Source organism: Sulfitobacter sp. 1A10359 (assembly GCF_043558145.1).
GTDB classification, from domain to species: Bacteria; Pseudomonadota; Alphaproteobacteria; order Rhodobacterales; family Rhodobacteraceae; genus Sulfitobacter; species Sulfitobacter faviae.
This window is the reverse complement of sequence record NZ_JBIFGB010000007.1, coordinates 1-13,911: the sequence shown is the minus strand read 5'-3', so window position 1 is coordinate 13,911 and position 13,911 is coordinate 1. Positions and strand designations below refer to the sequence as shown.

At 63.4% G+C, this 13,911-nt stretch carries 16 protein-coding genes; 2 read left to right on the top strand and 14 right to left on the bottom strand.

Annotation, left to right across the window (positions count from 1 at the left end):
- Window positions 1-31: 31 nt before the first annotated feature.
- Both ACGYK2_RS14285 and ACGYK2_RS14280 read right to left on the bottom strand, forming a co-directional pair.
- Window positions 32-661 carry a DUF1523 family protein gene (locus tag ACGYK2_RS14285; RefSeq protein WP_271688785.1) on the bottom strand — a complete coding sequence of 210 codons (630 nt, stop codon included), beginning with the start codon at window positions 659-661 and terminating at the stop codon, window positions 32-34.
- A gap of 128 nt (window positions 662-789) precedes the next feature.
- Window positions 790-1,578 (bottom strand): alpha/beta hydrolase, encoded by a 789-nt coding sequence (locus ACGYK2_RS14280; protein ID WP_271688784.1) that lies wholly within the window; start codon window positions 1,576-1,578, stop codon window positions 790-792.
- A gap of 91 nt (window positions 1,579-1,669) precedes the next feature.
- Here ACGYK2_RS14280 and ACGYK2_RS14275 point away from each other — a divergent pair, with 91 nt between their 5' ends.
- Window positions 1,670-3,145 carry an NAD-dependent succinate-semialdehyde dehydrogenase gene (locus ACGYK2_RS14275; RefSeq protein WP_271688783.1) on the top strand — a complete coding sequence of 492 codons (1,476 nt, stop codon included), beginning with the start codon at window positions 1,670-1,672 and terminating at the stop codon, window positions 3,143-3,145.
- Window positions 3,146-3,203: 58 nt separating this feature from the next.
- Here the strand turns inward: ACGYK2_RS14275 and ACGYK2_RS14270 are convergent, their stop codons facing one another.
- From ACGYK2_RS14270 to ACGYK2_RS14230, 9 genes are all read right to left on the bottom strand, one after another.
- Entirely contained in the window at window positions 3,204-3,461 is a 258-nt protein-coding gene (locus tag ACGYK2_RS14270; RefSeq protein WP_271688782.1) for a DUF6525 family protein, read from the bottom strand.
- A gap of 14 nt (window positions 3,462-3,475) precedes the next feature.
- Window positions 3,476-4,150 (bottom strand): metal-binding protein ZinT, encoded by a 675-nt coding sequence (locus ACGYK2_RS14265; RefSeq protein ID WP_271688781.1) that lies wholly within the window; start codon window positions 4,148-4,150, stop codon window positions 3,476-3,478.
- 182 nt (window positions 4,151-4,332) lie between these two features.
- On the bottom strand, window positions 4,333-4,839 hold the full coding sequence (locus ACGYK2_RS14260; protein WP_271688780.1) for a hypothetical protein: 507 nt from the start codon (window positions 4,837-4,839) through the stop codon (window positions 4,333-4,335).
- A gap of 246 nt (window positions 4,840-5,085) precedes the next feature.
- Window positions 5,086-5,556: an Hsp20 family protein gene (locus tag ACGYK2_RS14255; RefSeq protein WP_067268529.1), complete on the bottom strand. Its 471-nt coding sequence runs from the start codon at window positions 5,554-5,556 to the stop codon at window positions 5,086-5,088.
- A 149-nt stretch (window positions 5,557-5,705) separates the two neighbouring features.
- Entirely contained in the window at window positions 5,706-6,509 is an 804-nt protein-coding gene (locus tag ACGYK2_RS14250; RefSeq protein ID WP_271689910.1) for a serine protease, read from the bottom strand.
- Window positions 6,510-6,584: 75 nt separating this feature from the next.
- Entirely contained in the window at window positions 6,585-7,913 is a 1,329-nt protein-coding gene (glcF, locus tag ACGYK2_RS14245) for a glycolate oxidase subunit GlcF (protein WP_276154388.1), read from the bottom strand.
- Window positions 7,914-7,926: 13 nt separating this feature from the next.
- Complete coding sequence (locus ACGYK2_RS14240; protein ID WP_271688778.1) at window positions 7,927-8,295, bottom strand: hypothetical protein; 369 nt, start codon at window positions 8,293-8,295, stop codon at window positions 7,927-7,929.
- Entirely contained in the window at window positions 8,292-9,404 is a 1,113-nt protein-coding gene (locus ACGYK2_RS14235) for an FAD-binding protein (protein WP_271688777.1), read from the bottom strand. Before ACGYK2_RS14235 ends, ACGYK2_RS14240 begins: the two co-directional genes overlap by 4 nt.
- Window positions 9,401-10,852, bottom strand: a complete 1,452-nt coding sequence (locus ACGYK2_RS14230) for an FAD-linked oxidase C-terminal domain-containing protein (protein WP_271688776.1) — start codon at window positions 10,850-10,852, stop codon at window positions 9,401-9,403. The genes ACGYK2_RS14235 and ACGYK2_RS14230 overlap by 4 nt, the downstream gene beginning before the upstream one ends.
- A 185-nt stretch (window positions 10,853-11,037) precedes the next feature.
- Here ACGYK2_RS14230 and ACGYK2_RS14225 point away from each other — a divergent pair, with 185 nt between their 5' ends.
- A complete protein-coding gene (locus tag ACGYK2_RS14225; RefSeq protein ID WP_271688775.1) occupies window positions 11,038-11,394 on the top strand; it encodes a hypothetical protein in 357 nt (118 codons plus the stop codon).
- Between the two features lie 11 nt (window positions 11,395-11,405).
- Here ACGYK2_RS14225 and rlmH read toward each other — a convergent pair whose 3' ends face one another.
- The 3 genes from rlmH to ACGYK2_RS14210 all read right to left on the bottom strand — a co-directional run bounded on the left by rlmH (window position 11,406) and on the right by ACGYK2_RS14210 (window position 13,812).
- Entirely contained in the window at window positions 11,406-11,876 is a 471-nt protein-coding gene (rlmH, locus tag ACGYK2_RS14220) for a 23S rRNA (pseudouridine(1915)-N(3))-methyltransferase RlmH (RefSeq protein WP_271688774.1), read from the bottom strand.
- 22 nt (window positions 11,877-11,898) lie between these two features.
- A complete protein-coding gene (gene rsfS / locus ACGYK2_RS14215) occupies window positions 11,899-12,270 on the bottom strand; it encodes a ribosome silencing factor (RefSeq protein ID WP_067268516.1) in 372 nt (123 codons plus the stop codon).
- A 186-nt stretch (window positions 12,271-12,456) separates the two neighbouring features.
- Window positions 12,457-13,812, bottom strand: coding sequence for a mechanosensitive ion channel family protein (locus tag ACGYK2_RS14210; RefSeq protein ID WP_271688773.1), 1,356 nt, complete (start codon window positions 13,810-13,812; stop codon window positions 12,457-12,459).
- Window positions 13,813-13,911 lie beyond the last annotated feature (99 nt).

Sequence of the window (13,911 nt, the reverse complement as noted above, 5' to 3'; positions counted from 1 at the left end):
CCCCGCTCAGCGCCTGCAGTTCGTGGTGAGGTTATTTCCGCGCGCGACGTTCGGCCCGCCAGCGGGCAAAGCGGCCCCGCCGCGCGGCGATGTCATCCTCGATCGCCTCGATCTTGGGGTCCAGCCGCGCCCGGCGGAACCGCCGCCAGCGCACCCAGATCGCATAGAACAGCGCCGCGGCGAGGGTCAGCACGATGATGGTTACGAAGGGGATACCCTTGCTCGCTTCCGGCCCCTCAACCGGGCGGAGCGAGATGGCATTGGGGTAGATCGACAGTAGCTCACTGCGCCAGCCATAGTGTTTCAGCGCGTAATACTGCGGCGCGCCGGTGGTGCTGCGGGCATCGGCTGCCTCGGCCTGAAGGTTGGCGGTGTCGAACTTGAAATAGGGCGGCCAGCCCCAGCCGGTGTCTTCGTTGCGGTAGACCATGACATCGCCCTTGGCACGCCGGGTCTGGATGAAAAAAACATCGCGGTTGACTGCTTGGCCAGCGCTATCGGTCGATGAGCCGGACCAGAAGATCGAATTGTTGCCGAAGTCGATCCGCTTTTCATAGGTGTCCGTGACGCGGACGATATCGGTCTGCGGCAGCGTATAGTGGAAGAACGCCCCCACCAGCACCCAGACGGTCACCCAGAACACCCATTTAACGATTCTCATCTTCGGCCCTTTCCATTAGGTCGCGCGGCCGGACAGGGGCCTTTGCCCTTCTGACATAGTGTTTCCGCGGCGCTGCGGCAAATGCCTTACGCGCAATAAGGCGGGACATTTGCCGCAAAATTCGGGCCTTAGCTGCCCAGCAGCGCTTTGGTCAGGTCGCTGTCCGGCTCTGACAGCGGATCGATCACGTCGAAATGGTGCTTGCCCTCGGCCACCACATGTTTCGCGCCCCAACTGCGGGCGAAATTCTCGGCCTGTTCGAGGAAGGCGGGCCGCTCCGCCGCGCCGACCCAGACGGTGACGTCCACACCATGGGGCGGGGTCATCTTGATCGGGCTTTCAGCGGCGGCTTCGGCCTCATCCAGCCGCAAAGTGTCGTTCATTTCGGTTTGCAACAAGGGCGCCAGATCAGCCACGGGGGAGATCGGCACGATCCGCGTGATCCGGTCGCGCACCTCGGCCCCCAGCAGCAGCGGGTCGGTCATGCGGGCCACCAAATGCCCCCCCGCCGAATGGCCCGACAACACGATGGTGCCCTGCGTGCGGTTCGCCACTTCGGTCAGCGCCGCGGCGATCTGGGTGGAAATCTCGGAAATGCGCACCTCGGGGCAAAGGTCATAGGACGGCACCGCCACGGCATAGCCCCGCGCCAGCGGACCGGCGGCCAGATGCGACCAATAGCTCTTGTCGAAAGCCTTCCAATAGCCACCATGCACGAAGACCGCCGTGCCGCGCGACACGCCCTCGGGCTGGAAAAAGTCGAACTTTTGACGGTCCGAAGGGCCATAGCGCACGTTAAGCTGCGCGCGCGCCCCCAATGACGCGCGGAATGCCTCTGCCTCCTTTTCCCAGCGGGGCGGAAAGCCGTCGGCCCCGTCGATATAGGCAGCGTTTGCATAGGCGTCATCTAGCATCATTTGGGTCTCCCACCCCGGATTTGATCAAACTTAACTGGACAATCATACTCGTTGTTGCTTTGGAGGCTATAGAGAATAGCGGAGAGATGACATGACTGATGCTAAGACGGATCTGAAATCACTGCTGAAAGACCCCAGCCTGCTTGAAACCCGCGCCTATATTGGCGGCCAATGGGTCGAAGGCGACGACGGTACATTTGACGTGACCAATCCCGCGCGGGGCGATGTCATCGCACAGGTCGCCGACCTCAGCCGCGCGCAGGTCGCGGGCGCGATTGCCCAAGCCGAGAAGGCGCAGAAGGACTGGGCCGCTTGGACCGGCAAAGAGCGCGCCGCCGTGCTGCGCAAATGGTTCGACCTGATGATGGAGAACCAAGACGATCTGGGCACCATCCTCACCGCCGAACAGGGCAAGCCGCTGGCCGAAGCCAAGGGCGAGATCGCCTATGGCGCCTCCTTCATTGAATTCTTCGGCGAAGAGGCCAAGCGCGTCTACGGCGAGATGATCCCCGGCCACCAGCGCGACAAGCGCATCATGGTGATGAAACAGCCCATCGGCGTCGCGGCCTCGATCACCCCGTGGAACTTCCCCAACGCGATGATCACCCGCAAAGCCGCGCCAGCGCTGGCGGCGGGCTGTTCCTTTGTGGCGCGTCCGGCGGCGGAGACGCCGCTGTCGGCCATCGTCATGGGTGTACTCGCGGAACGCGCAGGGATCCCGGCGGGCGTGTTCAACGTGGTGCCATCCTCCTCCTCCTCCGTCGTGGGCAAGGAGTTCTGCGAGAACCCCGCCGTGCGCAAGCTCACCTTCACCGGCTCCACGGAGGTCGGGCGCATCCTGTTGAAACAGGCCGCGGATCAGGTGATGAAATGCTCGATGGAACTGGGCGGCAACGCGCCCTTCATCGTCTTCGACGACGCCGATTTGGATGCGGCGGTCGAGGGCGCGATCATGTGCAAGTTCCGCAACAACGGCCAGACCTGCGTCTGCGCGAACCGGATCTATGTGCAGACGGGTGTCTATGACGCCTTCGCGGCCAAGCTGAAGGAGCGCGTGAGCCAGATGAAGGTGGGCGACGGCCTTGAAGAGGGCACCGACCTTGGCCCGCTCATCAACCCCGAAGCCTCGGACAAGGTGCAAGAGCATATCAAGGACGCGGTCGACAACGGGGCCGAGATCATTCTGGGCAATGCCAAGGACGATATGGGCGGCAACTTCTTCGGGCCCACCATCGTGACCGGCGTGACGCAGGACATGAAGGTCGCCAAGGAAGAGACCTTCGGCCCCCTCGCGCCGCTCTTCAAGTTCGAGGATGTGGACGACGTGATCGCCATGGCGAACGACACGATCTTCGGCCTTGCCTCCTATTTCTACGCCAAGGACCTCAGCCGCGTCTACAAGGTGGCCGAGGCGCTGGAATATGGCATCGTCGGCGTCAACACCGGCATCATCTCGACCGAGCTTGCGCCCTTTGGCGGGGTCAAGCAATCCGGTCTCGGGCGCGAAGGATCGCACCATGGGATCGAAGACTATCTTGAGATGAAATACGTCTGCCTGTCGGTCTAAGCACCGGCGGAAGTTAAAGAAACGGGGCGTGCCATGGCGCGCCCCGTTTTGCATCGGGCTATTGCGTCAGCCGGTCCTGTGCCAGCATCCGGCGCTCCGCCCGCGAAAGATGCGAGACCGCCTGCGCGACATCACCTTCGCAACGCTGCAACGCCCGACACCACAGCCGATGCGCCGAACGGGGCGACCACGGCAGCGCCGCCTGCGCCAGCCATGCCCGCAGGGGCGGCGGCAGTTGGTCAAAGGCCGCCATCGGGTTCCCCTGACGCCGCCGCTGTTTCAGCCCGCTCCGCAGGTTTCGCTTTTTGCCAGTCATGCCGCGGGCCGCCCTTAATGCGCCTGCATATCCGCCGCGATCTCAGACGCGCTCAGCTCGGCGGGGAAATAGGTCGGCCAGTTGGTCAACTCTTCCAAAACCTCGGCACGGTCGTCGCCCCAGTAGAGGTGATAGTGATCGGCCTTTTGCGGCGCGATGATATGGTCGCTGAATTGGATATATTCCGGCGCCTCGGCATCGCCGCCCTCTTTGGCAAAGACATAGCGCACGCCGCGGTTGCCCTTCTTGTAGGTAAGTACCTCATAGCCATCGCTGGCATAGCGCCCCTGCACCGGATCACCGTCCCGGAAGAAGGTCACGGCATTGCCGTCGATGGTGATGCGGTCCACATCGGTGGCATAGCCAACCTCGTAATAGGCCTTGTACTCCGCCGCCGTCTTGTCGCCGTGCTCGGCCTTGTGCTGCATCACCGCGTCCAGCGCGCCCTGCTGCAACAGCGGGTAGACCGATTGCCAGTCGCCCGCCCAATCCGACAGGGGCCTATCCTTGATCTGCGCGTCGTCGAAGTAGCCTTTGTAGATGTCGTTCTGGTCGTGGGCGTGGTCATGCGCATGGGAATGATCGTGGTCATGCGATGCCTCTTTCGTCTCGGCCACGACCGGGGCCGAAAGGGCAAGGCCCGCGCTGAGCGTCAGGAAGAATAGCGGGGATGCGGATGTTTGGGGCATGTCGTTCTCCGTAGGTTGGCCTGCGTCATGATTCGATATGTTATATCATAACTAGCGCGGAGTAGCCCTGTCCCGGAGAGTTTGCAACCCGATGGCCGCTAGCCCGAACATGAAAAAGCCGACAGCACTTTCATGCTGTCGGCTTTCGGGCGGGGGAGAGATCCGCCCTGGGGTGACCCGTCTTAGTTGGTCCGGGTCTGCGCCGCGCCGTCCGCATTCACTTGCTGGGACAGGGCCGCGGCGAATTCTTCGCCCGTCATGCCGATGAGCAGCTGGCCATCGGCGTCGACATCTTGGTCGATCTGCACGACCGCACGGTCGCTATCGGCGGCGAATTCCTCGGCCAGATCAATGGAATAGCGCATGGAACCGTCCGCTTGCGGCTCTGCGTTTGAGATGGTGCCGATGACCGTATCATCTGAGGCGACGGCCACGGTGCTGCCATCCAGCGCGATATCGGCATCCGTATCAATGTCCGAGGTCGCGGTTTGGTCGATGGCCTCTTCGGTGGTCAGGGTGCCATTCGCCTCGGCCCCGGCTGTGGTGTCCAATTCCGTGCCCGCCAGATCGGCGGTCGCATCGGTGCCAACACCGGCGTCCAGCGTCTGTGCGGCGACTGGGGCCGCCATAAGAGCGGCGACAGCCGTGGTCAGGGAAAGCTTGCGTAGGGAATTTGCATAGGTCGTCATGGTTCTTCCTTTCATTGCGCGTACGGTACTCTGCACGCTGTTGTCCGGGCACGCCTGCCCGGCCCCCCACTCAACCCGACAGCTTTTGCTTGGTTTCACCCCGCCCCCCGCGCAGCAGAAAGCCGCCGTTTTCGCCCCCAAGCTTCGGCAGATATTCACCCACGAAAGGGTCGAGCTTGGGAGGCGACCGCCCACAAAAAAGGCCCGCCAAAAGCGGGCCTTCGCAAAGCGCTGGAACGGTCGCGCTTAGTTCACGGATTTGGCGTCAACCACGTCCTTGTCGATCGCCTTCACCTCGGAAGAGATGGTGATCTGGCGCGGTTTCAGGGCCTCGGGCACCTGACGCTCAAGCTCGATATGCAGCATGCCATTGGCATGGGCCGCGCCGATGACCTGAACGTGGTCCGCCAGATGGAAGCGACGCTCAAAGGCGCGGGTGGCGATGCCACGGTGCAGATAGGTCTTGGCCTCATCCTCATCCGCCTTGCGGGCCGAAACGATAAGCGCCTTCTCACGCACTTCGACGCTCAGATCGCTATCCGAGAAACCGGCGACGGCAATCGAGATGCGATAGGCATCGTTGTCGAGCTTTTCGATGTTGTAGGGGGGATAGCTGGGGGTGGCCCCATCGTTTGTCAGAACCCGGTCCATCATGTTGGCGATCTGGTCGAAACCAACGCTGGAGCGGTAAAGGGGTGCGAAATCAAAGCTACGCATGTGTTCATCCTCATCAGTGAGCGATTGACATATCGGGCCTTCCACCATTGGACAGACCCGGTTGTTCAAGCGCCGAAGCCCTATTGAGGCACCTCGGCAAAGCTCATGTGGGAAAGGGTTTGCGCGCTTTCAAGTCCTGCCGCGCAGAATTACGGGCGGATGAATTTCGCCCCGGTGCCGCGCTCTTCGCCAACGCGGATGCGCTTGCCTGCGGGGTTGGAATCCAGAAACACGCCCTTGCCAGCCACCAGTTCCGCTTGCAGCAGCGCCAAAGGCGCGCCAAGCGCCGTGCCGAGCGAGACCTGCGCGCCCTCGACCTCGGCTTTGGCCGAAACGACGGAGACGATATGCGCCTCGCCTGCGACGAAGCTAAAGATCGGCGCGCCGCTAGAGCCGAAATCGACCGCGCAGGAGGTCACCAGAACCCCCTCTTGCTGGGCCAGCACCTTGCAGACCTCTTGCAATGATGGTGCCTCGGCCCGGTCGCGGGCATAGCTGACCACGCCGACACGGTCGCCGGGGCGCGGACGCGCGGCGGTGCCGAAGGGCCGGATGGTGGTGTTGCGGATCGGGCGGGAGAGTTCCAGAAGCGCCAGATCATTGCGCACCCGTCCCGAAGAGACCTCACCGTCGTAGACGTAATCGGGATGCACCACGGCACGGCGAATGTCGCGGTAGGCCCCGGCGCGGCCATTGCGCCAACCGGCGAGGAACTGCACCTCACCATGGTCGATCCGGGCCTTGGTTTCGCGGTCAAACAGGCAATGCGCAGCGGTCAGCACCAGACGCGGGGCGATCAGCGTGCCGGTGCAAAAGCCGGTCCCGCCGATGTCGAGACGGCCCACCGCCTCCCAAGCGGCGGCATCTACACCGTTGTCGAGCGCTTTGAGCGCGCTGTCTTGGGCCAGCGCCGCCGTGGCTAGGGTAAAGACGCCGAAGATAGCCGCCAACAATTGTCGCAAAATGCACCTCAAAACCTTGTTTCCTTGGCGGATATAGGGGAGTTGCGGCGAAAATACGGCGCAGGCTTAACGCAAACGCGGCACCTGCGCAGGCGCGTCGGGATCGCGGCTGAGCGCGGGTGGTTTTGGCCCACCGCAGGCCCAATCGAGCAGTTCGACGCTATGCACCACCGGCACCCCGGTGCCCGATCCGATCTGCATCATGCAGCCGATATTGCCCGCCGCGATCACATCCGGTGATTTGGCCTCCAAGGTCTTGATCTTGCGCTCTTTCAGCTTGGCCGAAATCTCGGGCTGCATCAGGTTATAGGTGCCCGCCGAGCCGCAGCAGAGGTGACTGTCCGCCGGTTCCACCACCGTGTATCCCGCCTGTTTCAGCAGGGTCTTCGGCACGGCCTTGATCTGTTGCCCATGTTGCAGCGAGCAGGCCGCGTGATAGGCGACGACCATGCCCGGCGCTGCCGGTTCGGCGAAGGGCAGCTCCAGCTCTGCCAGCAGTTCCGTCACATCTTTTGCAAGGGCCGAAACCCGTGCCGCATCCTCTGCCAGCGGGCCATTGCGGAACATATGGCCGTAGTCCTTGACCGTGGTGCCGCAGCCCGAGGTGTTGATCACAATGGCATCCAGCCCCTCGCCGTCCATCTCGGCCCGCCATGCGCGGATGTTGCGGGCGGCGTGGGCGTGGCTCTCATCGGTCTTGCCCATGTGATGGGTCAGCGCGCCGCAACAGCCCGCCCCTTGGGCCACCACCACCTCACAGCCCGCGCGGGTCAGCAGCCGGATCGTGGCGTCGTTGATATCGGTGTTCAGCGCCTTTTGGGCGCAGCCGGTCATCAGGGCCACCCGGCGCAGCGGCTTGCCATGGGCGGGAAAGCTCTGCGGGTCGTCGTTGCGGCTGACCGGGGGGACCGTCTTGGGCGCCATTTCCAGCATGGCGCGCAGCCGCGCGTCGGGCATCAGCCGGGCAAAGGGCCGCCCGATCTTGGCCCCAAGCAGCGCCAGCCGAAAACGTGTGGGATAGGGCAGAATCCGCGCAAGCATCCAGCGCAGGGCGCGTTCGCCCATGGGGCGCTTGTAGCGTTCTTCGATATAGGCGCGGGCGTGATCGACCAGATGCATGTAATGCACCCCCGAGGGGCAGGTCGTCATACAGGCGAGGCAAGACAGGCAGCGGTCGATATGCTGAACCGTTTTCGGGTCCGGGTCGCGGTCGTTCTCCAGCATGTCCTTGATCAGGTAGATGCGACCGCGCGGGCTGTCCAACTCATCGCCCAAGACCTGATAGGTCGGGCAGGTCGCCGTGCAGAAGCCGCAGTGCACACAGGCGCGCAGAATCTCATTGCTGCGCTGCGTATCAGGATCCTGCAACTGCTCAGGGGTGAAGGTGGTTTGCATGGCGGCTCCGTTCCTATGTGCTGCGCATCAGATTGGCGAGGACGAGGCCGAACCACGGCACCGTCGTGCCCACGGCTCCCAAAACCCCGCTCCACCGGCGCATTGCCGGGCGCGGATCGGCCCGGCGCAGGGCTTGGACCACCAGCGCAATCACCCCGATCCAAGCGGCCCAGAGCGCCAAGGCGATGGCCCCCAACAGCCAAGCGCTGTCACCCCAATAGCGCAGCAGACCATAGCGCAGGGCAAGCGCGATGAGAAAGGTCACCAGCACCATCGCCGCCAAGGCGCGGATGACCCTAAGCGAAGGCGGCACGGCAATCAGCGCCTTGAACAGAAACGGGCCGATCAGAAAGACGATGAGGAAGACCAGCACCAAAGTCATGCGCTGCGGGCCAAGGCTTCGGCGTTGAACAGGCCACGGGGGTCGAACTTGGCCCTGAGCCCCGCCGTCAACCGCGCCACCCCCGGCGCTTCGGGTTCCTGTCGGGGCAGCGCCCCCGCCGCCTCGGCCCGCAACAAGGTCGCGTGGCCGTCATACCGCCCCAAGCGCGCGCGCAGGTCCGTGCCGGGGGCCATGCGCAGCCATAGCAGCCCCCCGGCCCAATCATAGAGCCGCGCCTCCGCCCCGGCCTTTGCCGCAAGCGCCGGAGCCTCGGTCGGGCGGCAATGCAGGCGCCAGACATCGCCCGCCGCCCCATGGAAAGGTGCCACATCTCGCAAACCCTGCCAGAGGGTCTCTGAGCTACCTTCTGCAAGCACCTCAATCTCGCCCCCCGTGGCGGCGAGCAGATCCTTCAGCCGCCCGATCCGGTAGCTGACCGAGGTCTCGAACCCCTCCAACCGCAGGACCGTTCGGCCCTGCGCCGGGTCATGGGCCGCGCCGGTCACCTCGAAGGGGCTGCGCATGGCCTGCGCCATCGCGGCGATGGCGGCGGGGTCGTTCAGCCCGGACAGCACAAGCGTCGCGCTGGTTTCGGGTTTCGGCAGCACCTTCAGCGAGACTTCGGTCAGCGCGCCCAAGGTGCCCTGCGACCCGGCCATGAGCTTGACCAGATCATAGCCGGTGACGTTCTTCATCACCCGGCCCCCATTCTTGATGATGGCCCCCTGCCCATCGACGAACCGCACCCCCAACAGGAAATCCCGCGCGGCCCCAACGGCAAGCCGCCGCGGGCCGCTGACATTTGCGGCAAAGACCCCGCCGATGGTCGGCGTGCCGCTGCGGCCCATAAGGGCGCGATGGTCCATCGGCTCAAAGGCAAGCCGCTGCCCCTCGACGGCCAAAGCGGCCTCGATCTCGGAGACCGGCGTGCCCGCCTGCGCGACCAGCGTCAGCGCGCCCGGCTCGTAAAGGGTGATCCCCCGCAGACCGGCAAGCGACAGTGCCGCACCCGGCCCTGCCATGCCGCGCGTATCGCCGCCACGCAGGGAAAGGGGCGCATCTGCGCCACCGATCGTCTCGGCCAGTTCCGCCTCGGAAGTCACCGTCACGCCGCCACCGACGCGCCGCTGCCGCGCCGCCCTTTCGTCACGTCGAGGGGGAAGACCTTGGCCGGGTTCAACAGCCATGCCGGGTCAAAGACATCCTTCACCATCAATTGCGCCTCTAGATCAGCGGGGGCGTATTGCTCATGCATCAGATCGCGCTTCTCGATCCCAACCCCATGCTCCCCGGTCAGGCAACCGCCCGCTTCGACGCAGAGCCGCAGGATGTCGGCGCCAAAGGCCTCGCATTTCTCCAAATCGCCGGGTTTGTTGGCGTCAAACAGGATCAACGGATGCATATTGCCGTCGCCCGCGTGAAAAACATTGCCGACCTTGAGCCCATAGTCATCGGACATCTCACCGATGCGGCGCAGCACCATGGGCAGCTCATTCACCGGGATGGTGCCATCGAGGCACATGTAGTCATTGATCTGCCCCATCGCGCCAAAGGCGGACTTGCGCCCCAGCCAGATCGCGGCGCTTTCCTCGGCGCTGGTGCTTTCGCGCAGTTCCACCGGGTTGTGACGGCGGGCAATCTCGGTGATCAGGGCCAATTGGTGGTCGATCTCGGCATCCGAGCCTTCGACCTCGACAATCAGCAGCGCCTCGCACATCGGGTACCCCGCATGGGCAAAAGCCTCCGTCGCCTCGATGCAGGGGCGGTCCATGAATTCGATTGCCACGGGCAGCACACCCGCCTTGATGATGTCGCTGACACAGGCCCCGGCGACGGCGTTGTCGTCGAAGCCCATGAGCACGGGCCGCGCGCCTTCAGGTTTGGGCAGGATGCGCAGCGTGGCTTCGGTCACCACGCCCAACTGCCCCTCGGAGCCGCAGATCACGCCCAAAAGGTCCAGCCCAGCCGCGTCCATATAGCCGCCGCCGATCTCGACCACTTCGCCGTCCATCATCACCATGGTGACGCCCAAGAGGTTGTTGGTGGTGACCCCGTATTTCAGGCAATGCGCCCCGCCCGAGTTCATCGCGATATTGCCCGCGATGGCACAGGCCAACTGGCTGGAAGGGTCAGGCGCGTAAAAAAAGCCGTCTTCCTCCACCGCGCCGGTGACGCTGAGGTTGGTGCGCCCGGTCTGCACGCGCATAAGCCGGTTGTCGTAATCGACCTCAAGCACCTCGGCCATGCGCGCCACCCCCAGCACCACGCTATCGGCAGTGGGCAAGGCCCCTCCGGCAAGCGAGGTGCCCGAGCCGCGCGGCACCACCGGCACGCCCTCCTCATGGCAGATCGCCAGAATTGACGAGACTTCTTCGGAGCTGGCAGGCAGGGTCACGGCCAAGGGGGGGCATTTATAGGCCGTCAGCGCGTCGCATTCATAGGCGCGGGTCTCATGCGCATCGTCGATCACGGCATCGCGGGGCAGCGCCGCACGCAGCCGCGCCACGACACGCGCCTTGCGCGCAATGATCCCGGCATCGGGTGTTGGCATCTGCATTGCGGTCCCTCCTCTGGCCCGCAGCATAGAGCCTATGGCGCGGGTTTGGCCAGTTTGCCGCGCGCCTGGTGCAATTGCACCACTAAATTGCGGCTTCAGGGTGAATTGCACCGGGCCCAACTTCCGCCTACCTTGGAACCTTTCCGAAATGCGCTATATTCAGTTCGTTGTTTTATTGGTGTCCCATGTTCAAACGTAGCCTCATTCTCGCCTTTTTGGCCTTTGCCGCGCCGGGTTTCGCCGATCCGCCCGCCATTCTGAATGTCACGGTCGATCGACAGGGCGACTTGTGGAAGTTTGACGTCACCATTCGGCACAACGACAGTGGCTGGGACCACTATGCCGACGCTTGGCGCATTCTGGGGCCCGATGGGAAACCCTTGGGCACCCGCAATCTGGCACATCCGCATGTGAAAGAGCAGCCCTTCACCCGCTCGCTTTCGGGCGTGCGCATCCCCGAGGGGATGACGGAGGTCAGCATTCAGGCGCGCGACAGCGTCAGCGGCTGGTCTTCGGAATTGGTGACGATCCCGCTGCCCTGACCTACGCCCTTTCAGACCCGGTGGTAAGGCCCGCCCGAGAGGATCGCGGCGGCGCGGTAAAGCTGTTCGGCCAGCATGACCCGCACCAGCATATGCGGCCAGACCATCTTGCCAAAAGAGAGGGCATGATCCGCCTTAGCCCGCAGGCTGGGGTCGATGCCATCGGCCCCGCCGATGACAAAGGCCAAATCCCCCCGCCCGGCGTCACGCCAATTGCCAAGCCGTTCGGCAAATGCGGGGGAGGTTTCGACCTTGCCGCGTTCATCTAGCACGCAGATCACCGCCCCTTGGGGGATCGCGCGCCGTAGCAGCACGGCTTCGGCGGCCATGCCGCCGTTCTTCTTGTCTTCCATCTCGACCACGCGCGCGGGGCCAAGGCCCAGACCGCGCCCGGTCCGGTCGAACCGGGTCAGATAATCATCGACAAGGGATTTTTCCGGACCGGCGCGAAGCCGGCCCATGGCACAGATGTGAACCCGCATGACCTAGGCCCGCAAAGCGGGATCAGTGAGGTGCCGCTGTGGCCGCGTCGTCGCCGCCCAGCCACATCTTTTCAAGCTGGTAGAATTCACGCACTTCGGGCCGGAAGACATGCACGACAACGTCGCCTGTGTCGATCAAGACCCAGTCGCCGGTTTCGCGGCCTTCCATCTTGGACGTGCGTCCGGTGGCGTCTTTGACGGCCTGCGCCAGCTTTTCCGAGATCGCCGAAACCTGCCGCGTGGAGCGGCCCGAGCAGATCACCATATAGTCGCCGATGGCCGTCTTGCCGCGCAGATCGATCTGCACGATATCTTCGGCCTTGTCGTCATTCAGCGAGGAAAGGATAAGCGCCAGCAGGTCGTCGCTGGTTGCGATTTGCGAGGCGGCAGTCATTGCAGCCCCATGGTCAGCAGCCTGCGCTGCGTCAACGTTAAGAGACAGGACATTGTCCTCCTTCGTAAATAGCACCATCAATGCTGAACGCTTGCCCCGGTGCCGAGCAGCCCCAATTTAGCGACCCGGGGTTTATTTTTCAATGGATCGCGTAGCCATAGCGTTAACCACGGCGCAAATCCCCGCTCACTCAGGCATATCCCGCGATGCCGCGGCGCGCGACAGGGCCAGTTGACTGTCTTCGATGACTTTTACCTCGCGCTGCGGGAAGGGGATGGAGATGCCGTGTTCCTTGAACGCATCCCAAAGCGCCAGATAGACATTGCCGCGAATGTTGGTCAGCCCGCCGGTCGGATCCTTGATCCAGAAGCGCAGGATGTAATCCACCGACGAATCGCCAAAGCCCACAATATGGCAGACCGGCGCCTTGTAGCTCAGCACCCGGTCGACGCCCTTGGCCGCCTCCACCGCCAGTTTGCGCACCAGATGCGGATCGTCGGAATAGGCCGTGCCGAAATAGATATCGAGCCGCACAAAGTCATTGGAATGCGACCAGTTCACCACCTGCCCGGTGATCAGATCTTCGTTCGGGATCAGGTATTCCTTGCCATCCCGCGTCACCACAGACGCATAGCGCGCGCCGAGCGTTTGGATCCAGCCAAAGGTCTCTCCCAGACTGATCACATCGCCGGGCTTGATCGACTTGTCGAGCAGAATGATCACGCCAGAGACGAGGTTCGACACCACCTTTTGCAGACCGAAACCAAGGCCCACACCGATTGCGCCCGACAGTACCGCAAGCCCGGTCAGGTCAATCCCCACCGCCCGCACACCGATGAAGAACGCGAGCCCGTAGAGCAGGATTTGCACCCCCTTCACGGCCAGCACCTGCATGGAGGGGCTGATGTCTTCGTTCTTGCGGATCGTCGCGGCGGTGGTCGTGCTGACCAGCCGCGCCATGGTCAAAAGCGCACCGACAACCACCAGCGCGGTCATAATGGTCAGCACCGAAAGGCGGAATTCGCCCACAGTCAGCGCGACCCCGTCCAGAAACAAAGCCACATCATCGGCGACGTTCAACATGTAGAGCGTGGCATAGATCCACAGCCCCCATGTCACCATGCGGCGCAAGGGTCGGTTGCGCACCAGACGCGCGGCGAAAGCGATGCCCACATAGATCGCCGCCAGCGTCGCTGCCAAACCGATGAGGTACGACCGCGACGGCCAAGTCACGTTCTGCATCACCTGATAAAGCAGCCCCGCCAGCAAAGCGAACCAGATCAACCCCAAGCGCCGCTTGACCTGCACCACCACGCGCAACTGCCACTTGGACCAGCCCTCGCGGGAGCGGACCCAGTTTTGCAACATCACGCCGGTGACCCGGTGCAACACCCACGCCAACGCCACCAAGGCCAGCAGGATCAGTATTTGGTTTTGCCGCCAGCCGGGGCTGAGGATGCTTTCCCCAAAGCCAAGCACCCCGTCGAACAAAGCCTGTAGCGACAGCAGGAAGTTCGAAAAAGGGTGGGATTCGGGGATCATGGACGGCCTTTGTGGCTAGGGATGTTGATTGTCACTGAGAACTGACCCGGTATTTTCACCGAGATTTGACCCACCCTCAGTTATGCGTCGTGGTTTATG